The sequence below is a fragment of the Janthinobacterium svalbardense genome, from assembly GCF_002327145.1.
Lineage (GTDB): Bacteria > Pseudomonadota > Gammaproteobacteria > Burkholderiales > Burkholderiaceae_D > Janthinobacterium > Janthinobacterium tructae.
The window spans coordinates 4,660,645-4,681,737 of record NZ_CP023422.1; the positions used below are offsets into that span (position 1 = coordinate 4,660,645).

General features: G+C 64.2%; 14 protein-coding genes and 1 pseudogene. 1 reads left to right on the forward strand and 14 read right to left on the reverse strand.

Annotated elements, in window-relative coordinates; translation table 11 throughout:
- Positions 1 to 66: 66 nt before the first annotated feature.
- The 10 genes and pseudogenes from CNX70_RS20615 to CNX70_RS20660 form a co-directional block, all read right to left on the reverse strand.
- Entirely contained in the window at positions 67 to 1,491 is a 1,425-nt protein-coding gene (locus tag CNX70_RS20615; protein ID WP_096236598.1) for an efflux transporter outer membrane subunit, read from the reverse strand.
- A complete protein-coding gene (locus CNX70_RS20620; protein ID WP_096236600.1) occupies positions 1,488 to 4,727 on the reverse strand; it encodes an efflux RND transporter permease subunit in 3,240 nt (1,079 codons plus the stop codon). Before CNX70_RS20620 ends, CNX70_RS20615 begins: the two co-directional genes overlap by 4 nt.
- Positions 4,724 to 7,843 (reverse strand): efflux RND transporter permease subunit, encoded by a 3,120-nt coding sequence (locus CNX70_RS20625; RefSeq protein ID WP_096236602.1) that lies wholly within the window; start codon positions 7,841 to 7,843, stop codon positions 4,724 to 4,726. Before CNX70_RS20625 ends, CNX70_RS20620 begins: the two co-directional genes overlap by 4 nt.
- Positions 7,840 to 9,215, reverse strand: a pseudogene (locus CNX70_RS20630) (efflux RND transporter periplasmic adaptor subunit). Before CNX70_RS20630 ends, CNX70_RS20625 begins: the two are co-directional and overlap by 4 nt.
- Positions 9,216 to 9,651: 436 nt before the next feature.
- Positions 9,652 to 9,816 carry a hypothetical protein gene (locus CNX70_RS20635; RefSeq protein ID WP_157751196.1) on the reverse strand — a complete coding sequence of 55 codons (165 nt, stop codon included), beginning with the start codon at positions 9,814 to 9,816 and terminating at the stop codon, positions 9,652 to 9,654.
- Positions 9,817 to 9,910: 94 nt separating this feature from the next.
- Positions 9,911 to 11,785: a signal peptide peptidase SppA gene (gene sppA, locus CNX70_RS20640; protein ID WP_096236606.1), complete on the reverse strand. Its 1,875-nt coding sequence runs from the start codon at positions 11,783 to 11,785 to the stop codon at positions 9,911 to 9,913.
- 63 nt (positions 11,786 to 11,848) lie between these two features.
- Complete coding sequence (locus CNX70_RS20645; RefSeq protein WP_096236608.1) at positions 11,849 to 13,327, reverse strand: sodium:solute symporter; 1,479 nt, start codon at positions 13,325 to 13,327, stop codon at positions 11,849 to 11,851.
- A gap of 68 nt (positions 13,328 to 13,395) precedes the next feature.
- Positions 13,396 to 14,613, reverse strand: a complete 1,218-nt coding sequence (locus CNX70_RS20650; protein ID WP_096236610.1) for a YeeE/YedE family protein — start codon at positions 14,611 to 14,613, stop codon at positions 13,396 to 13,398.
- 145 nt (positions 14,614 to 14,758) lie between these two features.
- Positions 14,759 to 16,759 carry a PhoX family protein gene (locus CNX70_RS20655; protein WP_096236612.1) on the reverse strand — a complete coding sequence of 667 codons (2,001 nt, stop codon included), beginning with the start codon at positions 16,757 to 16,759 and terminating at the stop codon, positions 14,759 to 14,761.
- Between the two features lie 130 nt (positions 16,760 to 16,889).
- A complete protein-coding gene (locus tag CNX70_RS20660; protein WP_096236614.1) occupies positions 16,890 to 18,101 on the reverse strand; it encodes an MFS transporter in 1,212 nt (403 codons plus the stop codon).
- 144 nt (positions 18,102 to 18,245) lie between these two features.
- Between CNX70_RS20660 and CNX70_RS20665 the strand changes: the two genes are divergently transcribed.
- Positions 18,246 to 18,482, forward strand: coding sequence for a DUF3820 family protein (locus CNX70_RS20665; protein WP_071076391.1), 237 nt, complete (start codon positions 18,246 to 18,248; stop codon positions 18,480 to 18,482).
- A gap of 17 nt (positions 18,483 to 18,499) precedes the next feature.
- Here CNX70_RS20665 and CNX70_RS20670 read toward each other — a convergent pair whose 3' ends face one another.
- From CNX70_RS20670 to CNX70_RS20685, 4 genes are all read right to left on the reverse strand, one after another.
- Positions 18,500 to 18,883, reverse strand: coding sequence for a glutaredoxin (locus CNX70_RS20670; RefSeq protein ID WP_071076390.1), 384 nt, complete (start codon positions 18,881 to 18,883; stop codon positions 18,500 to 18,502).
- Positions 18,884 to 18,992: 109 nt separating this feature from the next.
- Positions 18,993 to 19,640, reverse strand: a complete 648-nt coding sequence (locus tag CNX70_RS28375; RefSeq protein ID WP_157751198.1) for a GNAT family N-acetyltransferase — start codon at positions 19,638 to 19,640, stop codon at positions 18,993 to 18,995.
- 67 nt (positions 19,641 to 19,707) lie between these two features.
- Positions 19,708 to 20,538: an APH(3') family aminoglycoside O-phosphotransferase gene (locus CNX70_RS20680; protein WP_096236617.1), complete on the reverse strand. Its 831-nt coding sequence runs from the start codon at positions 20,536 to 20,538 to the stop codon at positions 19,708 to 19,710.
- 4 nt (positions 20,539 to 20,542) lie between these two features.
- Positions 20,543 to 21,031, reverse strand: coding sequence for an Lrp/AsnC family transcriptional regulator (locus CNX70_RS20685; RefSeq protein ID WP_096236619.1), 489 nt, complete (start codon positions 21,029 to 21,031; stop codon positions 20,543 to 20,545).
- Between the last annotated feature and the right edge of the window lie 62 nt (positions 21,032 to 21,093).

A 21,093-nucleotide genomic window follows, 5' to 3' on the forward strand; every position in this document is an offset into this window, starting at 1 on the left:
ATCTTGCATTCTAGCATCCAAGACGCACGGCAAAAATGCGAATTTGGCGCGGGGGCTGCTTACCCCTTACTGCGCCTGCGGCACATGCCAGCCGCCGCCCAGCGACTGGATCAGGGCCACGGCCGTCGTCTGGCGGTCCGCCTGCGCCTGCACCAGCGAACGGCGCGCCGACAACGCCGTCACTTGCGCCGTCACCACGTCCGTATAGCCGACCTGGCCCGCGTTGTAGCGGTTCAGCATCTGCTGCTCCACCTGGTCGGCGGCGGACGACGCCTGCTGGCGCAAGGCCAGCTGCTCGGCCAGCGCGCGCGTGGCCGACAACTGGTCTTCCACGGCGCCAAAGGCACTCAATACCGTCTGGCGGTAGCGCGCCACGGCCGCCTCATGCCCCGCTCTGGCCGCGTCCACGCTGGCCGAGGTGGCGCCCGCGTTGAACAGCGTTTGCGCGGCCGACACGCCCAGCGACCACAGGCTCGACGATGCATTGAACAGGTCGCCCACACGGCTGGCGCCGGAACCGTAGGAACCCGTCAGGTTCAGGCTGGGATAGTAGGCGGAGCGGGCGATGCCGATCTGCTCGTTGGCCACGGCCACCCTGCGCTCGGCGGCCGCGATGTCGGGACGGCGCTGCAGCAGGGTCGACGGCACGCCCAGCGGCACCTCGGGCACGGTCAGGGTCCACGGCGCCACGGCCAGGCTGAAGTCGGACGGCGCCTTCCCCAACAGGATGGCGATCGCGTGTTCCAGCTGCGCGCGGGCGCGCGTCTGGCTGGACAGATCGATCTGCGCATTGGCCAGCTGCGTCTGCGCCTGCAGCAGGTCGGACCTGGCGGCGATGCCCGAGTTAAAGCGGTTGCTGGTGATGTCGAGCACGCGCTTGTAGCCGTCTATGGTCGAATTGAGCAGCGCGATCTGCGCATCGCTCTGGCGCAGCGAAAAATAATTGATGGCCAGTTCGCCCTGCGCCGACAGGCGCGCCGCTGCCAGGTCGGCCGCGCTGGCGGCGGCGCTGGCGTCCGCCCCCGTCACGCCGGCGCGCAGGCGGCCCCAGATGTCCGGTTCCCACGAGGCGCCGATGGCGGCCTTGAAGTTGTTGTTCGTCTGCTGCTCGCCCCCGCCGCCGGAGCGGGCGCCGCTGCCCGTCAGGTTCACGGTCGGGAACAGCGAGGCGCGCTGTTCGCGCACCAGCGCGCGCGCCTGCTCGTACGAGGCGATGGCAGCGGCCACATTCTGGTTCGATATCTCGATGCTGTCGGCCAGCTGATTCAGCTGCGCGTCGCCGAACAGGGTCCACCAGGGACCGCGCTCCAGCGTGTCGGCCGGCGCGGCAGGCTGCCAGCCGGCCGCCTCCTTGAACGTTTGCGGCGCGACGGCCGTCGGCGTTTCATACGCGGGACTGACGGCGCAGCCGGCCAGGAGAACTGCGGCCGCCGCCAATGCCAGCAGGTGGCGTGCGGGGACGGTCGATACGATAGGTTTTACTTGCTTCATGATTGTGTGCTCGGGTTATCTGGCCCAGGAATGCGGCTCAATTGCTGCTCGTCGGCGCTGCGCGTGCGCAGCTTGTCGAGCAGGATGTAGACCACCGGGGTGGTCAGCAATGTGAGTAACTGGCTGGCAATCAGGCCGCCGATGATGGCGACCCCCAAGGGCTGGCGTAGCTCTGACCCCTCGCCGAAACCGATCGCCAGCGGCAAGGCGCCAAGCGCCGCCGCCAGGGTGGTCATCAGAATGGGGCGGAAACGCAGCAAACATGCCTCGCGCACCGCTTCTACCGCTGTCAAGCCGCGCGAACGCTCGGCCTCCAGCGCGAAGTCGATGATCAATATAGCATTTTTCTTGACGATACCGATCAACAGGAACACGCCGATCAGGGCGATGATGGAAAACTCCATGCGGAACAGCAGCAAGGCCAGCACGGCGCCCACGCCCGCCGACGGCAAAGTCGACAGCACGGTAATCGGGTGGATCAGGCTTTCGTACAGGATGCCCAGCACGATGTAGATCACCACGATGGCCGCCAGGATCAACAGCGGCTGCTCCTTGTTGCTGTCCTGCGCGCTCTTGGCCGAACCCTGGAAGCTGCCGCGCACATTCACCGGCATGCCGATTTCCGACTCCGCCTGGGCTACGGCCGCCTGCCCGTCGCTGAGCGGATAGCCGTCGGCCAGGTTGAACGACACGGTGGTGGCCAGTTCCCCGCCCTGGTGGTTGATGGAGGTCGCCGTCGAGCTTTCGGCAAAGCTGCTGAACGAGGACAGCGGCACCATGTGCGCCAGGGTCGTGGACAGGGCCGAGCCGCTGGACGGATCGCGCGCCGCCGTCGTGTTGGACGCCGTCGCGGTGACGGTACTGGTGGTGGCGGTCGTACCGGTGGCCGCGACGGCGGCCGCGTTCGAGGCCGGCACATACACGGAGCGCAGCGCTTCCGGGCTTTGCGCATAGCGCGGCGCCACTTCCATGATCACGTGGTACTGGTTCAGCTCATCGTAGATGGTCGCCACCTGGCGCTGGCCGAAGCTGTTGTACAGCGCATTGTCGATATCCTTGACTTGCACGCCGAGCTGCGTGGCGCGGTCCTTGTCGATGGAAACATAGGTTTCCACGCCGTTTTCCGCCTGGTCCGTGTCGACGTCAATCAGGGCCGGCTGCAGCTTCATCTGGTCGGCCAGTTTCGCCGCCCATTTTTTCAGGTCCGCCTGGTTGTCGCTGATCAGGGTGTACTGGTAGGTCGAGTTGCTGGAACGCCCGCCCATGCGCAAATCCTGCACCGGGTTGAGGAACAGGGAAATGCCCGTCACCTTGGCCAGTTGCGGGCGCAGGCGCGCGATCACGGCCTGCCCCTTGTCGCTGCGCTGCGAGGCTGGCTTCAGATCGATGAACATGAAGCCGCCCCCTGCCCTGCCACCGCCGGTGAACCCCACGACGGTGGCGACGGCAGGATCGTCCTTGATGATGTCGACCAGCTGACGCAATTTACTTTGCATGGCCTGGAACGAGATGCTCTGGTCGGCGCGCATGCCGCCATTGATCTGGCCCGTATCCTGCTGCGGGAAGAAGCCTTTCGGCGCGGCGGCGAACAAATACACGTTCAGGCCGACGACGAACACCAGGATGGCCATCACCAGCGCGGCGCTGGACAGGGCCCAGTCCAGGCAATGTTCATACACTGTCAGCATGCGCTCGAAACCGCGTTCAAACCAGCGCGCGATAGCACCCGGCGGCTTGTGCTGCTGGCCGCTTTTCAGCAGCCAGGCGCACATCATCGGCGTGGTGGTCAAAGAAATGACCAGCGAAATCATCACGGCGGCCGACAAGGTGACGGCAAATTCGCGGAACAGCCGCCCCACCTGCCCGCCCATGAACAGCAGCGGGATGAAAACGGCCACCAGCGACAGGCTGATCGACAGTACGGTAAAACCCACTTCGCGCGCGCCCAGCAGGGCCGCCTTGAAACGGTCCATGCCAGCCTCGATGTGGCGCTGCGTGTTTTCCAGCACCACGATGGCATCGTCGACGACAAAGCCCGTGGCCACCGTCAGCGCCATCAGGGACAGGTTGTTCAGGGAAAAGCCCAGCATGTACATCACGCCAAAGGTGCCCAGCAAGGAAACGATGGTGGCGACAGCCGGGATGATGGTGGCGCGCACGCTGCGCAAAAATGCGCTGACCACCAGCACGACGAGCACGATGGATAGGATCAAGGTGAATTCGATCTCGTGCAGCGAGGAGCGGATGGAGTTGGTGCTGTCGGACGCCACCTGCAGCTTGATGTCGCCGGGCAGCTGCGCCTGCAATTGCGGCAGCAGCGCGCGCACGCCATCGACCGTGGCGATGACGTTGGCGCCCGGCTGACGCGTGATCAGCACGATGACGGCCGGGTCGCCATTGAACAGGCCCAGGGTATTGTTGTTTTCCACGCCGTCGACCACTTCGGCCACGTCGTCGAGGCGGATGGCGGCGCCGTCGCGCCAGGCCACCACCAAGCTGCGGTAGTCGGCTGCGCTGCGCCCGCCCGAGGCCGTGCTGGCGCCCGAATAGATCTGCAGCCTGCGCGCATCGCCGGAAATCGCCCCCTTGGGACGGTTGGCGTTGCTGGCCTGGATGGCGGCGCGCACGTCTTCCATCGACACGGCATAGTGATTGAGCTGATACGGCAGCAATTCCACGCGCACGGCCGGCAGCGAACCGCCGCCCAGTTCCACGTCGCCCACGCCTTTGACTTGCGCCACCTTTTGCTGCACCAGGTTCGACACGGCATCGTATATCTGGCCCGGCGTACGCGTTTTCGACGTCAGCGCCAGGATGATCACGGGTGCGTCGGATGGATTGGCCTTGCGGTAGGTGGGGTTGCTGCGCAGGGTGGCCGGCAAATCCACGCGCGCGGCGGCAATGGCCGCCTGCACTTCGCGCGCGGCCGAATCGATCTTGCGGTTCAGGTCGAACTGCAGGTTGATGCGCGCCGAACCCGTGCCCGACGACGACGTCATCTCGTTCACACCCGAGATCACGCCCAGGCGCCGCTCCAGCGGCGTGGCTACCGAGGTTGCCATGGTCGCGGGGCTGGCGCCGGGCAGGCTGGCGCTGACGGAAATGGTCGGATAGTCGACCTGCGGCAGCGGCGAGACGGGCAGCACGAAGAAAGCGCCGATGCCCGCCAGCGCGATGCCGATGGTCAGCAGCACGGTGGCGATGGGGCGCTTGACGAACGGTTCGGACAGGTTCACGCGGCGCTCCCCGTATTATCGGCCGGCTTGTCCAGGCTCACGGCACGCGTCTTCGACGCGAAACGCTGGCCCAGGCGGTCGAAGCCCAGGTAGATGACGGGCGTGGTAAACAGCGTCAGCACCTGGCTGACGATCAGGCCACCGAAGATGGCCAGGCCCAGCGGACGGCGCAACTCGGCGCCCTCGCCCCAGCCCAGCATCAGCGGCACGGCCGCGAACAGGGCCGCCAGGGTGGTCATCAGGATCGGACGGAAACGCAGCAGCGCCGCCTGGTGGATGGCTTCCTGCGGGCTTTTCCCTTCGTCGCGTTCGGCCTCGATGGCGAAGTCGATCATCATGATGGCGTTCTTCTTGACGATGCCGATCAAGAGAATGATGCCGATGATACCGATCACGCCCAGGTCCTGCCCGGAAATCATCAGCGCCAGCAAGGCGCCCACGCCGGCCGACGGCAGCGTCGACAAAATCGTCAGCGGGTGGATGTAGCTTTCGTACAGCACGCCCAGCACGATGTACACGCAGACGACAGCGGCGAGAATCAGCCACAGCTGGTTCGACAGCGAATTTTCATATGCGCCAGCCGCACCGAGGAACGTCAATGTCACCGATGGCGGCAAGGCGATGTCTTGCGCCGCCGCGCGGATGGCGTCGACGGCGCTGCCCAGCGCCACGCCTTGCACCGTATCGAAGCCCAGCGTCGTGGCCGGGTACTGCGCCACGTGCGTGATTTGCAGCGGCGCCTGTTTTTCACTGACGCTGGCAAACGCGGACAGCGGCGTCGACTTGCCGGAACCCGTGCGCACCTGCAGTTCCGACAGGTCGGCCGGCGTGGTGACGATGCCGGGCTGCGCTTCGAGAATCACGCGGTACTGGTTGGTTTCCGTGAAAATGGTCGAGATGATGCGCTGGCCGAAGGCGTTATACAAGGCGTCGTCGACGGTTGCCGTGGTCACGGACATGCGCGCGGCGCTGTCGCGGTCGATGGACACGCTGACGGCGGCGCCCGTGGCGCCCGCATCCGTGACGACGTTGCGCAGCTGCGATTTCTCGCGCATGCGCGCCGCCAGCTTGCCGGCCCACTCGGTGACGGTGGCCGTATCGGCCCCTTCCAGCGAGACGCGGTACTGCGTCGGGCCCGATTCCGCATCGATGGTCAGATCCTGCGTCGGCTGCAGATACAGCGTCACGCCGGCCACCTTGGCCACACGGTTGCGCAAGCGCTCCATGATCTCGTCCTGATTGCCGCTGCGCGGGCGTTTCAGGTTGATCAACATGCTGCCCGTGTGCAGCATGGTGTTGTTGGCCGCATCCACGCCCACCAGGGAACTCAAGGTATCGACAGCGGGGTCTTCCAGCAACGCGCTGGCGGCGGCCTGCTGCAAGGTGGCCATGCGCTCGTACGAGACGGCTTGCGACGCTTCGATGCGCGCCTTCAGCTGCCCCGTATCCTGCGTGGGGAACAGGCCTTTCGGGATGGTGATGTACAGGATGACGGTCAGCAGCAAGGTGGCCAGGGCCACCAGCAAGGTCAGTCCCTGGCGTTGCAAGACCCACACCAGCGCATGGTCGTACTGCACAATCACGCGGTCGAGGAAAGCCTGGATGCGCTGGCCCGTGGCGCTGACCTTTTCACCGGCACGGCTTTTCAGCCAGCGCGCCGACATCATCGGCACCAGGGTCAGCGAGACCACGGCGCTAATCAAGATGGTGATGGCCAGGGTCATGGCAAATTCGCGGAACAAGCGGCCCACCACGTCGCCCATGAACAGCAGGGGAATCAGCACGGCGATCAGCGAGACCGTCAGCGAGATGATGGTAAAGCCGATCTGCGACGCGCCCTTCAGGGCGGCCGCCATCGGCGTCTCGCCCTCTTCGATGTAGCGGGCGATGTTTTCAATCATGACGATGGCGTCATCGACGACAAAGCCGGTGGCGATGGTCAAGGCCATCAGGGAGAGGTTGTTCAGGCTGTAGCCGAGCAAATACATGACGCCGCAGGCGCCGATCAGCGAAATTGGCACGGACAGGCTGGCGATCACGGTGGCGCGCATGCTGTGCAGGAAGGCGAAGATCACCAGCACCACCAGCAGCACGGACAATAGCAGTTCCATTTCCACGTGCTCGACAGAGGCGCGGATGCCCGTGGTCCGGTCGCTCAGCACATCGAGCTTCATGGCCGCCGGCAGGCTGGCCTGCAAGTCCGGCAGCAGGGCCTTGATGGCGTCAACCGTCTTGATGACGTTGGCACCGGGCTGGCGCTGCACGTTCAGGATGATGGCCGGCCGCTTGCCCGACCAGGCGCCCAGGCGCGTGTTTTCCGCGCTGTCGATGACATTGGCCACATCAAGCAGGCGCACGGGCGCGCCGTTTTTATAGGTGATGATCAGGCGCTTGTAGTCTTCCGCCGTCACCAGCTGGTCGTTGGCGTTGATGGTAAACGAGCGCGTGGGACCGTCGAAACTGCCCTTGGCGCTATTGACGTTGGCTGCTGCGATGGCGGTGCGCAGGCTGTCGAGGCCCAGGCCGTACGAGGCCAGCAATTTGGTGTCGCCCTGGATGCGCACGGCGGGACGCTGGCCGCCCGACAGCGAGACCAGGCCGACGCCATTGACCTGGCTGATCTTCAGCGCCAAACGCGTGTTGACGATGTTTTGCACTTGCGTCAGCGGCATCGTGTCGGACGTGATGGCCAGCGTCAGCACGGGCGCATCGGCCGGATTGATCTTCGCGTACACGGGTGGCGCCGGCAAGTCGGTGGGCAGCAGCGAGCCGCCCGCGTTGATGGCGGCTTGCACTTCCTGCTCGGCCACATCCAAGGTCTGGCCCAGGGTAAATTGCAGGGTGATGAGGGAGACGCCGGCCGCGCTGGTGGAACTCATGCGCTGCAAGCCCGACATTTGCCCGAACTGGCGTTCCAGCGGCGCCGTCACGGTCTGCCCCATGACTTCGGGACTGGCGCCCGGGTACAGGGTCTGCACCTGGATGGTGGGGAAGTCCACCTGCGGCAAGGCGGCCAGCGGCAGGAACTTGAAGCCGACCAGCCCCGCCAGCACGATGGCCAGCATCAGCAGCGCCGTTGCGACGGGGCGCTTGATGAAGGGAGTCGATGGACTCATTGCGCTGCGCCCTTCGCTGGCGCGCTAGCTGGCACTGCGGCTGGCGCAGATGCCGATGCCGCTGCCGATGCGCTGGCCGCGCCGTCAGCCTGCTGGCGGCGGTGGCGGCGTTCGCCGTTCGCGCCCGTTGCGCCGCCCGCGCCGGCACCGCGCGCGCCGGCAGGCTTGTCGCCCGCCAGCGTGACTTTCGCGCCTTCCTTCAGGCGGTCGGCGCCTTCCGTGATGACTTGCTCTCCCGCTTCCAGTCCGGCGCGGATTTCCACCATGTCGGTAGTGGCCTGGCCGCGCGTGACCATGCGCACGGTGACGGTTTTATCCGCTTTCAGCACATACACGAAGTCGCCATTATTGCTGTGGCGCAGGGCCGTGACGGGCACCAGCACGGCGCCCGTGATATTACCCAGTTCCAGGCGCACGTTGACGAACTGGCTGGGGAACAGGGCCATCTTGTCATTCGCGTAGCGGGCCTTGGCGCGCACGGTACCCGTCTGCACGTCGACCTGGTTGTCCAGCGCGCTCAGGCTGCCCTTGTCCAGCGTATGCGTGCGCGTGCGGTCCAGCGCCAGCGCCGCCAGGGCCGAGCCGGCATTCAGGCGCTCCTGGATGGTCTGCACTTTATCCTGTGGCACGGAAAACTGCACGTCGATGGGCGACAGCTGCGTCACCACCACCACGCCGCCCGCGTCGCTGGTGCTCACCAGATTGCCGATATCGACCACCTTCAAACCTGCGCGGCCGCTGATCGGCGACACCACTTTTGTATAACCGAGGTTCAGTCTGGCCGTGCCTTCGGCGGCGCGGTCCGTCATGACGGTGCCTTCCAGCTGTTTCACCAAGGCGGCCTGCGTATCGACATCCTGGCGCGCGATGGAATCCTGGCCCAGCAGGGTTTGATAGCGCTTCAGGGTCAGGCGCGCGTTTTCCAGCTGCGCTTCATCGCGCTGGCGCTGGCCCGTGGCCTGCATCAGCGCCATCTCAAACTGCGCCGGGTCGATCTGCGCCACCACCTGGCCCGCCTTGACCATGCCGCCTTCCTTGAATTTCAGCTCCTTCAAAATGCCCGACACTTGCGGGCGCACCGTCACGGTGGACGCGGCCGTCACCGTGCCCAGCGCATCGAGCACCACGGGCAGGTCGGACTTCACAGCCGTGGCCACGCCCACGGTGGTCGATGGGCCGCCACGGCGTCCGCCGGGGCCACCGGGCCCGCCAGGGCCGCCCATGCCGGGGCCGCCCTGGACGCTGGTGCCGGAGTGGGTCAGGTACCAGGCACCGCCCCCAGCGCAGCCATGACGGCCAGCGCGATGACCGTGCCGACGATTTTCGAACGGCGGCTGCGCCGCGGGGTAGGGGGTGTTGTCTGCGAATCCATCGCTTATCCTTGTATACGCCGCTGGCACGGCGAGTCTGTGGCGCCGGCCGAGGTGGAGCACACTCAGGCCGGACGACCGTTTTTCGGGGTTGTTTCGGTACACAGCCGGGGGAGTCAAGAGCTGAAAATCAGCTGAAAAAACATCGCTCCCTAGCGTAAAACGACTCTAGCATAGTCATGTTTCTGTTTCATTTCTACTTGAAACAATTACACATAGCCAGGCTGGCATGGGAGGATCAGGAAGAGCGGCTGGCGTGCCGCCGCTGTGGCGAAACGGTGGAAAAATCAGGCTTGCGGGGCGTCGCACCCCGGCGCCAGCGGTACGCGGGCGACTCGCATGCAGATACAAACTCGCTACAAATCTCCCGCCATCGGCCTTGACCTGGCGCCGCGCGGCTGCTCAGGCGGCGCAAACTCTTTACCTGGATTTACAAGCTCATGCCGAGGATGACATCCTGATAATCGGTGCGGCCCACGCGGAAGGTGCGCCGCCGGGCGTAGCCTCGGCCAGCCACAGCCGCATGGCCGACAGCGCCGGCGCCTGTTCATCGCCGTTGACGCAAGGACGTATGGTGGTCGTCATGTCAGTGTGTGCACTCATGTCGCTTGCCATGCCTTGCCCCTCATCGCAGCGCTGCATATGCAACAAGCCGGACGAATCCGGCTTGGGTGTCAATCATGTGTTGCGCCTGGACTTACTTGCCGCCCAAAGGCACCTCGCACAGGCAGTGCGTGAGGGCCATGAACGGTTTGTGTTCGCGCGTGATGCCCGACAGCCAGGAGAGGTCCTGCGCCATGCCCAGCGCCGCGTCGGCCGGCAAGCCCGTCGTGGCCAGGCCCAGCTTCACGTGCTCGCCCAGGCCCAGCGAGGCCAGGGCCTTGGAGCCGAACATGCCGATTAGCCGGTCCACGTTCGACGTTTCCTGTTCCAGGTACGTCACGCGGTAGTCGCTGCCCAGCTTGGCGCGCTTGGCGGCCGATGCCAGCGCATCACCATAGCTGCCGATGCGGTCGACCAGATTGCGCTCTTTCGCCTGCAAGCCTGTCCAGACGCGGCCCTGCGCGACTTCATTGATCTTTTCCGGCGTCGTCTTGCGCGCCTTGGCGGCCAGGTTCAGGAAGTCGCCATACACGTGGTTGATCGAACCCTGGATCACTTGCGCGAAGCGGGGGTCGAGCGGGCGCAATGGGTTGCCCGCGTCGGCCAGCCAGGTGGTGGGCGAACCGGCCGTGTGGATACCCAGCTTTTCCACCACCTTGTCGGCCGTCGGCAGAATCGCGAACACGCCGATGGAACCGGTGATGGTGGCCGCGTCGGCGATCACTTCATCGGACGAGGTGCTGATCCAGTAACCGCCCGAAGCGGCCACGTTGCCCATCGAGACGACCACCGGCTTGCCGGCGGCGCGCGTCAGTTCCAGTTCGCGGCGGATCAATTCCGAGCCGAAGGCGCTGCCGCCCGGCGAATCGACGCGCAGCACGATGGCCTTGATCGATTTGTCTTCGCGTGCCTGGCGGATCAAACGCGAGGTGGACAGGCCGCCGATGGCGCCCGGTGGCGCGATACCGTCGCCGATTTCACCGGAAGCGACAACCACGCCGACGGCGTCGCCGATGTGCACGGGGCGCAGGCGCGCCAGGTAATCGGTGTAGTTCACCTGGCGGAAGTTCGTGCCTTCCGTATTTTTGGCGCCGCGCGCCATCATGAACTGGCGCAGTTCATCGCGCGTTTTCAGGCCGTCGACCAGCTTGGCGTCCAGCGACAGCTTGCCCAGGTCGCCGCCAGCGGCCGTCATCAGCGCGGGCAGCGCATCGATAGATTGCATGATGGTGCCGGCCGGCAGCTTGCGCGCCTTTTCCACGTCCGTCGTGTAGGTGGTCCACAGGCCGTTGTTCAGGTAGCGGTCCGCTTCGGCCGCCGCTTCGGATGGGCCGTTGGCGATGAAAGGCTCGGCTGCGCTTTTATACGTGCCCACTTTCAGCAGGTTGACCGTCACGCCCACTTTGTCGAGTGCGTCGCGGTAGTAATTGCGGTAGCGGCCAAAGCCTTCCAGCATGACGCCGCCCATCGGGTGCAGGAATACCTCGTCGGCCTTGGCCGCCACCAGGTACTGGCGCTGGTTGTAGCTCGAACCCCAGGCCGTGACTTTCTTGCCCGTGGCGCGGAAACGCTCCACGCCGGCCGCCACTTCGCGCAGCGAAGCCAGGCCACCGCCCTGCATTTCGTCGAGCAGGATCACCATGGAACCGATGTTCTTGTCCTTGGCCGCCGTGTCGAGCACCGCCAGCACGTCGCGCAACTGCACGTTTTTCTTGACTTCGCCGCTGACATTGGCCAGCACCGCTTCGCGCACGCCGCCCGGGGTTTCCTCGACCAGCGGGCCTTGCAAGTCCAGCACCAGGGTGGTCTTTTCCGCCAGGGGCTTGGCGCCGCCGCCAAAGATGGCGATCAGGATGGCGATGACGATCAGCAGGAAAATCAGGTTGATGACCGCGCGGCGGGTGGCGTCCAGCGCGCGCCAGAAGGCGCCAAAGCCGCGGCGCAGCGGCGGGAAGGGGTTGAGTGACATTGATGCTCCGTGGGTTTGTGTACCGAAAGGAAACCAATATAACTGAAAACGGGCTGAATCGTCTTATTTTGACAAGTGTGCCGCGCCTTTGATGGCCTGCCCTGCCGGCGTGGAAATGAGGAACAGGCCGCCCAGCACCAGGGCGCCATTCAGGATCAGCAATTCCAGGCCGATGCGGTAATGTTCGAACAGCCGCGCCTGCTCTCCTTCGATCAGCGCACACAGCAAGGGCCCCGCCACGGCCACCAGCGGCACCCAGCGGTCGCGCACGCCGCGCTTGCAGAGCAGGCCGAAGGCGAACAAGCCCAGCAGCGGACCATAGGTATAGCTGGCCAGCTTCAGGATCACGACGATCATGCTGGGATCGTCCAGCCACTTGAAGGCCATGATCAGGATCAAAAACAGTGCGGTAAAGCCCAGGTGCACACGGCGGCGCCAGCGCACCTGCGCACTTGCACTTAATTCCTTCTTGCGCTGCAGGCCCAGGATATCGATGCAAAAAGTCGAGGTGAGCGCCGTCAGCGCCCCATCCACGCTGGGGAACAGGGCGGAAATGAGGGCGATGAAGAAGATCAGCTGCACCACGGCGGGGAAATGCCCGAGCACGACGGCGGGGAACAGTTTATCCCCCGTGGCCGTCACGCCAGCCAGCGGCGCGTACAGGTGCAGCAGTCCGCCCAAAAACAGGAACAGCAGCAGCACGCCGGTCAGCACCACGGTCAGGCTGAGCATGTTCTTTTGCGAATCGCGCAAGGTGCGCACGGAAATGTTCTTTTGCATCATTTCCTGGTCCATGCCCGTCATGGCGATCGTGATGAACATGCCGGCGAGAATGTGCTTCCACACATACGCGGGGCTGTCCGGGTCGACGGTGAAGATGCGCGTGAGGCCTTGCGCGCGCATGCGCTCCAGGCTGTCGATGAAGGACAGATCCATCTCGCGCAACAAAAACACGCTGCAGATGATGAGACCGGCCAGCATGCACGCCGTTTGCAGGGTATCGGTCCAGACGATGGTTTTCACGCCGCCCTCGACCGTGTAAAGCAGGATCAGCAGCAGCACGACGCACGACGTCAGCCAGAACGGCACGCCCAGGCTGTCGAGAATGGTGGCTTGCAGAATATTGACCACCAGATACAGCCGCGCCGTGGCGCCCAGCAGGCGCGACAGGATGAAAAATGCCGCCCCGCTCTGGTAGGAACGCCGTCCCAAACGCCATTCCAGGTAGCGGTAAATGGAAGTCAGCTGCAGCCGGTAGTACAGCGGCAGCAAGATGAACGTGATGGCCAAGTAGCCGAGGACGTAGCCGATCATCAGCTGGATGTAACCGAAACCGTTGCTGCCCACGGCGCCGGGCACGCTAATGAAGGTCACGCCCGTGAGCGTGGTGCCCACCATGCCGAAGGCCACCAGCATCCAGTTGCTGTCCTTGTTGCCGATGAAAAAACTGTCGTTGGTGGCGTGGCGCGAGGTGCGCCATGCCACGCCCAGCAGGATCAGGAAATACGCGAGGACGACGGCAAACAGGATGAGGGGCGACATGGACGTTGCACGGCGGCAAAGAGGAACAGGGGCAGAAATATACAGCAAAGCCCCTGTTGACGCCGGTGTCAGCAGCCGCTCGGCTTGACTTTCTCCACTTCCAGGCCGAACCACGGACGCAGGCGCGTGCCGACGACGTTGCCGACGAAGGCGCACACCAGCCACAGCCAGCCGTGCAAGCTGCCAGAGATGATGCCGCTGAAATACGCGCCGATATTGCAGCCATAGGCCAGGCGCGCGCCGTAGCCGAGCAGCAGGCCGCCCACCACGGCTGCCACGATCGAGCGCCGCGGGATGCGCCACACGGGCGCATAGCGGCCGGCCAGGGCCGCTGCCAGCATGGCGCCCAGCACGATGCCGATGTCCATCACGGACGTCTTGTCTTGCGTCAACGGCGCGGCCAAGGCGGCGGCGTTGGCCTTGGTCGACCAGTAGGCCCAGCTGGCCGTGTCGATGCCGACCACGGACGCCGCTTTCGCGCCCCACAGGGCAAACGCGGACGTCACGCCCCACGGCTTGCCCGACAGCGCCAGGGTGGCGAAGTTCAGTACGACGAGGGCGACGGCGCCCGCCACCAGCGGCCACGGGCCGTGCAGCCAGGGCGACGACTGCGCCGGGCGCAGCGGCGTGGCGACGAGCTTGCCATGGCGGCGCTTTTCAACGAAGACCGTGATGCCGGCGATCAGCGCGAAGACGATCCAGTTCAGCGCCAGCGCGGGCATCAGGCCCAGGCTGGTGACGAGGGAAATGGGTTTCAATTGCGGCAGCGAAGTCCAGAACGGCATGTGCGCCGTGCCGATCACGGAGCCGACGATGAAGGCGGCCAAGGTGATGAGCATGCGCGTGCTGCCGCCACCGACCGTATATAAAGTGCCGGAGGCGCAACCGCCGCCCAGCTGCATGCCGATGCCGAAGATGAAGGCGCCGAAGATCACCGAGGTGCCGGCGGGAGAAACCAGGCCCGAGACGGGCGTGCCGAACAGGGTGCCGGCCGACAGCGCGGGGAAGAACAGCGCCACGCCGACAGCCAGCATCAGCATTTGCGCGCGCAAGCCGTCGCCGCGGCCATCGGCGATGAAGACGCGCCAGGCGGACGTGAAACCGAAGGCCGCGTGATACAGCGTAATGCCGAGCAAGGCGCCCACCACGTACAGCGCGGACTGGGTGGCCCCGACGGTCAACGCCAGATACCAGGCACCCAGCACGATGAGCAACAGGGCAATGCCCAGCGGTTTTGGATTGATAGCGGTGCGCAGGCGTAGCGGTGAAGTTGCAGTATCGGACATGGTAGTGGACGCCAAAGGAAGAGAAGCGCCATTTTCCCCCGTTTTGCTGTTTTCTGCCAAAAAGTTACTTGGCCTTCCAGCGCAGGGCAAGCAAGGTCAGCGCCTCCCTGCCCTGCGTGCCCGCAGCCAGATCAGCTGACGCGCATCATTTCGACAGTTTCACCTGCGCCAGTTCCGCCGTCAGATAGCCGACAGCGGCACTGGCCTTGCCGTTGTAGTTGCTGTTAATGAGGATGTTGATCTGATCCTTCAGCGCCGATGGCAAGCCGGGGAAGCGATTCCATTCGTCACCCGGATGCTGGAAGTTGCTCATCACATAGGTCCAGCCGTTGATTTCATCGACCGCATGCAGGCCCGTCGATTCCGCGCCGGCCGGGCAGGACAGCAAACGTTCCAGCTTCTTGGTATCGACGTTATACGCCCACAGGAAGTTGTTCAGGTGGTTGCCGCTGTCCTCGCCGATGAACAGGGTACGCAGTTTTTCCGAGAACTTCAGGTTGTCGGGACTGGCGATCTTGGCCGGGTTGGCCGTATTGCCCAGGCCATCGGCCGCGATGTCTTCGCCTGCGATCAGCAGGGTCGATTCGCTCGGCACCCATTCGCTGTCGATCGCCGCGCCCGTGTCATCCTTCTGTCCGCCCGCCAGCTTGTGCGACACGACGCCGCCCGCCACCAGTTTCTTGAACTTGACGTTGTTGCCGGCCACGTAGCCCGCACCGCCTTCGACCATCGAATCCTGGATGTTGGCATACGCCGAGTAGGCAATCTTGTCCTTGGCGTTGACCGTCGTGCCTTCATTCTTGGTAAAGGCCATGCTGCCCCCCTTGAGGGCGGCGTAACGGTGGGTTTCCAGGAAAGCCGCGGCCTTTTCCTGGCCGGCCTTGACTCTGACCCAGGCGGTTTTCTTGTTCAGGACAATCTTCGTGTAGCTGGCGTCGGACGGATCGGCCAAGGTCGAATCCATGATATCGGTAGCCTTGATGCCACCGTCGACCAGCGCCTTGATTTCGGCGTGCGTCGCATGGCCCAGCTTGACCCATTGCAGCTTGCCGGTGGTGGTCTCGGTCAGCTGGGTGATGTATTTGGCGACGTACAGGGTGCCGCCTGCCGCCAGGTCGGCGACCTTGTCGGCCACGAACATGAACAGCCCGCCATTCGTATAGTCGTCGCCGCCCAGGATGGTGCGCTGGTCTGGCATCACCTGCACCAGTTCGCGCGAGTAGCGGCCCAGGCAGTAGTGCTTCTTGATGCTGCCCGTGCCGTCCGGGTTCACCGACACTTCCGGCAAGTGGCCGTAGTCATACGCATTGGCGGTAGCCGCATCGCCGAAGACGTTCTTGCTGAATTCCTTGAGCACGGCCAGAGACTGGCCACCCAGGCCCTGGTCGAAGGCATCGGGTTCATATTCTTCGCTCGACAGATGGGTGTTCCACGGCGACAGGCTGGCGCCGCAGGTAATCCACAGGCCCTTGACGGACGAGGTATCGACATTGTGGTATTTCACCAGCGACAACTTGCCGGTGGTCTGGTCCTGGTCCAGGGTCAGCACGGCGATCGGCGACGGCAGCGTGCCGTAGGTGGACGCGCCGGCCTGGTTGAACGAGTTGTATTCAAACTGCACCACGGCAAACACAGGCTTGCCCTTGACGCCGGTCACGCTGGCGTTGGCCACCGTCAGCATCGAACTGCCATCTGGCGAGTCCGAGAAGAACTGGCGTTCCTTGCCCGGCACCGAACTGTCGATGATGGGCTGGTTCTTGATGTCGAAATAAGCGCCCGCAATCACGGTGCCGCCCTTGCCGTCCGGCACCCGGTCGCCGGTCAGGAAGAATGGCTGGTACGCCAGGTTATAGCTGTTGCTGCTGCCATCGCTGAAATTGACCTTGAGCTTGGAGCCGACGGTGGTCGAGGCCAGCGCGGCAGGCGCGCTCGCCAGCGGCGCCGCCATGCCGGTGAATTCTGCCGTGGTAAACGTGGCGGTGGGCGTGACTGGCACGGTCACCGGCGGCAGGTCGTTATCGGAACTGCCGCCACAACCGGACAGAAAGGCGCTGACACCGGTCAAGCCGGCCAAAGGCAGCATGGGGGCACCGGCAAACAGTTGCAACAGGCGGCGGCGTGAGGACTCAGGGGCGTAATTCGACATTTTTTGTTTCTTCCGTTATAAATAAATATCGTGGGACAGACCAGCTTGATTACGAGGCCGGAGCATAAACGACAAATATTTCAGCTTGATTACAGGCAAGCTGTTCCGGGAAGCAAGGGCAAGCGGGCTGTCAATGGCCTGTCGCATGCATCGATTTCTCGCCAGCAACCCGCACGGGAATCGGGTTCAATCGGTCCAGGCGGCCGCTCAGGGCCGTCAAGCCGAATGCACCGAGCACGACCAGGGCGCCGATCCAGCCCGTATGCACCAGGCCCAGGTGTTCGACGATCAGGCCGCCGCCCCAGGCGCCACCGGCGATGCCCAGATTAAAAGCGGCGATATTCAGGCCCGAGGCCACGTCGACGGCGCGGGGCGTGAAGTGCCCCGCCTGCTGCACCACATACACTTGCAGTCCAGCGACATTACCGAAGGCCACGGCGCCCCACAGCAGCACGGTGATGACGACCAGCACGGGATGCGGCGCCGTGAAGGTCAACAGCAGCAACACCAACGCCAGCAGCAAAAAGATCAGTTTCAGGGCGCTGACAGGACCCTTCTGGTCGGCCAGCTTGCCGCCCCAGATATTGCCGAAGGCCACGGAGACGCCATACACGAGCATCACCGCACCCACGGCGCCGGCGCTGAAACCCGATACTTGCTGCAGGATCGGCGCGAGGTAAGTAAAGGCGATGAAGGAGCCGCCATAGCCGACGGCCGTCATGGCGTATACCAGCAGCAGGCGCGGCTGGGCCAGCACCTGCACTTGCTGCAACAGTGATGCGGGCTTGCTGTGCTTGATGCTCGATGGCACGTACAGCAGGCTGCCGACAAAGGCCACCAGGCCCAGCGCGGAGACGGCGAGGAAGGTTTCGCGCCAGCCGACATGCTGGCCGATGAAGGTGCCCAGCGGCACGCCCGTCACCAGGGCCACGGTCAATCCCGTAAACATGATGGCAATCGCGCTGGCCGCCTTGTCTTTCGGCACCAGCGAGGTGGCAATGGTCGAGCCGATGGAAAAGAACACGCCATGCGCCAGCCCCGTCAGGATGCGGGCGATGACGAGGGTTTCGTAGCCGGGCGACTTCCAGGCCAGCAAATTGCCCAGGGTGAACAGGACCATCAGCGACAACAACAAGGTTTTGCGCGGGATCTTGCCCGTCAGGGCAGTCAGCACGGGCGCGCCGACGGCGACGCCCAGCGCATACAGGCTGACCAGCAAGCCGGCCGACGGCAGGTTGACGCCCAGGTCGGCGGCGATGGTGGGCAACAGCCCCACGATGACAAACTCGGTGGTTCCGATGGCAAAAGCGCTGAGGGTCAGCGCGAGCAAGGCAATGGGCATGACAAACTCCGATAAATGATGGTGGCATGCAGTATCGGAGTTTTCTTTGTGGCGAAAAATACCTCATCAGGCAGAAGATACTTGCGCGCAGATCAACAATGTACATATCTGCTACACTGACCCGATCAAAACCGGAGCTGTCGCATGAATTCAGAAAAACTGGCGCTGCTGGTCACGCGCGAAATGCCCTATGGGAAATATCAGGGACGCTTGCTGGCCGACTTGCCGGGACACTACCTGGGCTGGTTCGCGCGCGAGGGCTTCCCCTCGGGCGAACTGGGCAGTTTAATTGCGCTGATGTACGAGCTCGACCATAACGATTTGCGCGGCTTGCTCGACCCCTTGCGCACGCGCAAGTCGCCGTGGCGGCCGGGCGAGTAAGGAAAGTAAGGCAGGTCTTAAAACTGGCGCACCTTCTTCGCCAGCATGGCGCTGAACTCGCCATTTCCCACCAGCGTTTGCAGCTCGCTGGCGCCACCGATGAGCACGCCATTGACAAAGACCATGGGAAACGTGGGCCAGCCCGTCCACATTTTCAGCGCATTGCGGCGATGCCACTGGTTCAGATAACTGCCGTACTGCAGGTACTGGTAGGGCGTGCCCAGCACGTCGAGGATCTTGCGCGCCTTGCGCGGAAACGGATTGAGCGCCATGCCAACCACCACCACCTGGTGCGCGGCGATGGCGGCCTGCACTTCGCGCACGATGTCCTGGTGCTTGCTGCCGATCAAAGGGCGGGCGGCGGGATGGATCTGGGCTTCGTCGAGGATGGCGCGGGTCATGAAAGTCCTGGGATGAGTGGCACGTGGCGTGCGGGTCACGCATTGTGACACGCACACGGGCTGGCGTGGGCGACACCGCGCTTCCCGTCTCTTCGCGCATGTCCCGACATTAAATGATCGTTGCCGTCGAATACGCTGATTGAATATGCCAGCCCAGGCTCGCATACAATTTCAAGCCATCCTCGGTTGCCACCAGCACCGGGCGCGCGCTGCCCGATCTCTGCCTGGCCGCCAGCGCGGCGATCAGTGCTCGCCCCAATCCCCTGCGTCGATGCGCGGCTTCGGTGACGATACGGTCAAACACAAAGACGCCGGCATGTTCCACGGCATGACCGCTGGCGGCAACGGTGCCGTCGCCGGTGAAAATACGCGCCGTCGTGATTGCCTGCGACGTTGCCACGTCAAGCCGGTAGCCGGCCGGCACAGCTGGCGCCTGCAGACTGCCGTCATGGATCATGAAAAATCCGCCAGGGAGCAGTTGCCATCGAGGCGGTAAAAGCTTGAGCAATTGCGCCCCAGAACCACACATCTTGATGAAGATATGCGGACGGTGAATCGACGTCGCCACCGCGCTGATGCCTGGAACAGGCCCTGGAAAAACGTAGCGCCGGATTTCCCCGGGCAAGCCCGTCTCGACGCGCCACCCGCCGTGATCGGGCACGGGCAGCGCCAAACCACGTGCAATGGAACGGGCGGCCAGCCAGGCAGCAAGAAGGCCGGGCTCAGGCAGATGCGAATTTTCTTGCTCCCCCATCATTCGGCTCCCACATTCGTCCCCGCTGATTATGCCAGAGCGCAGGCGGCCGCTACCCGCTGGATCGCATTCAGAACAGCTCGTCGAGCAGCAAGTGAAACTGCAGCTTGCCTTGATCGATATCAAGGAGCCCATATTGCTCAACAAACCTTTGCTGTAGCGCGGCGTCCAACTCACCGAGAGCACGCCATGCGATGGCCAGATCCTGGTAACGGTCGGCGACGCCCGCCCGTCCCACGTCGATGCAAGCGACGACGACGCCTTCCTGCATCACAATATTTTCCAGCGAGAAGTCGCCATGCGTGACAACGAGGTCGGGCACCAGGGGCTGGCAATCCTGCAGCGCCGTCCACACCTGTTCCGCTGTCCAGCCCTGGCGCCCGGCATCGAAATCGTCGGCATCGACCAGGCCCGCATCGATGCGCTGGCGCGCCTGGGCAAGCCGAACGGCATGGCCGGCGTCGAACGGACAGTCGCTCACGGGCAGCGCATGCAGGCGGCGCAGGAAGGCCGCCAGCGCATCGACCACGACGTGACCCAGTGCGGGGTTTGCTTCCAGCACTGCGGACGCCGTTGTGCCTGGCAAGGCCGTCAGCAGCAGCCATGCCTGCTCCGGGTCTGCCACGCGGGCGAACTGGACCACGGCCGGCACGGGCAGGTATGGCGCCAGCCAGCGCAGGCGCGCCAGTTCATCGGCGAGGTCGGCGGCGGCGCTACCCCTGCCGTGCTTCAGGTACAGGTCCGGCGCAGCGTCCCTGCCCTGCAGCCGGTAGACGGCAGCGTCCGAATCACCGACGCTGTCGCGCGTCCATTGCGTCGATTGATAAGCAGCCACGGCGGCGCGAAGGCTGGCGGGCATGGCTGCAGTCACAGAGGATTGCATCTTGTCGGAGGTGCTCATCGCTCTATCCTAGCGGCACGTGCAAGCCCATCTTGAGGCAAGTCAAGGCCACCGAGGTGCGGTAGCGCCGGATATTGTCGTCGCCGCCAAACAGGCGTTCCGTCAGCGCCTCATATTCGGCCATGCTGCTGGCCGTGATGAGCAGCAGGTAATCGGCCTCGCCCGTGATGCCGTAGCACTGCTGGATGGCAGGCTCGGCCATGATGCGCGCGCGCAGGCCGGCCGTGCGCTGCGGGTGCTCGTCGTGCAGATGCACTTCCACCGTGAGTATCAAGGGGCGGCCCAGGCGGCTGGCGTCGAGCACGGCCACTTCCTGACGGATCACCCCGCTTTCGCGCAGGCGCCGGATGCGCCGCTGCACGGCGGGCGCAGACAAATGCACGGCCTGGGCGATTTCGCGCTGCGAGGTCGTGTTATCGCGCTGCAAGATGTCGAGGATCGCCAGGTCGAAGGCATCGAGGGAGAGGGAAGGCGTGAGCGAAAGTTGCGTCATGAGGGTCAAAATGCAGTGCAAATATCGGAGCAGACACAATAAACTTTCACCATTCCGATATC

What these genes read in the sequence shown, in the direction of transcription:
- CNX70_RS20615 (WP_096236598.1), bottom strand. Translation starts at nt 1,491, where the DNA reads ATGAAGCAAGTAAAACCTATCGTATCGACCGTCCCCGCACGCCACCTG.
- CNX70_RS20625 (WP_096236602.1), bottom strand. Translation starts at nt 7,843, where the DNA reads ATGAGTCCATCGACTCCCTTCATCAAGCGCCCCGTCGCAACGGCGCTG.
- CNX70_RS20635 (WP_157751196.1), bottom strand. Translation starts at nt 9,816, where the DNA reads ATGAGTGCACACACTGACATGACGACCACCATACGTCCTTGCGTCAAC.
- sppA (WP_096236606.1), bottom strand. Translation starts at nt 11,785, where the DNA reads ATGTCACTCAACCCCTTCCCGCCGCTGCGCCGCGGCTTTGGCGCCTTC.
- CNX70_RS20645 (WP_096236608.1), bottom strand. Translation starts at nt 13,327, where the DNA reads ATGTCGCCCCTCATCCTGTTTGCCGTCGTCCTCGCGTATTTCCTGATC.
- CNX70_RS20650 (WP_096236610.1), bottom strand. Translation starts at nt 14,613, where the DNA reads ATGTCCGATACTGCAACTTCACCGCTACGCCTGCGCACCGCTATCAAT.
- CNX70_RS20655 (WP_096236612.1), bottom strand. Translation starts at nt 16,759, where the DNA reads ATGTCGAATTACGCCCCTGAGTCCTCACGCCGCCGCCTGTTGCAACTG.
- CNX70_RS20660 (WP_096236614.1), bottom strand. Translation starts at nt 18,101, where the DNA reads ATGCCCATTGCCTTGCTCGCGCTGACCCTCAGCGCTTTTGCCATCGGA.
- CNX70_RS20665 (WP_071076391.1), top strand. Translation starts at nt 18,246, where the DNA reads ATGAATTCAGAAAAACTGGCGCTGCTGGTCACGCGCGAAATGCCCTAT.
- CNX70_RS20670 (WP_071076390.1), bottom strand. Translation starts at nt 18,883, where the DNA reads ATGACCCGCGCCATCCTCGACGAAGCCCAGATCCATCCCGCCGCCCGC.
- CNX70_RS28375 (WP_157751198.1), bottom strand. Translation starts at nt 19,640, where the DNA reads ATGATGGGGGAGCAAGAAAATTCGCATCTGCCTGAGCCCGGCCTTCTT.
- CNX70_RS20680 (WP_096236617.1), bottom strand. Translation starts at nt 20,538, where the DNA reads ATGAGCACCTCCGACAAGATGCAATCCTCTGTGACTGCAGCCATGCCC.
- CNX70_RS20685 (WP_096236619.1), bottom strand. Translation starts at nt 21,031, where the DNA reads ATGACGCAACTTTCGCTCACGCCTTCCCTCTCCCTCGATGCCTTCGAC.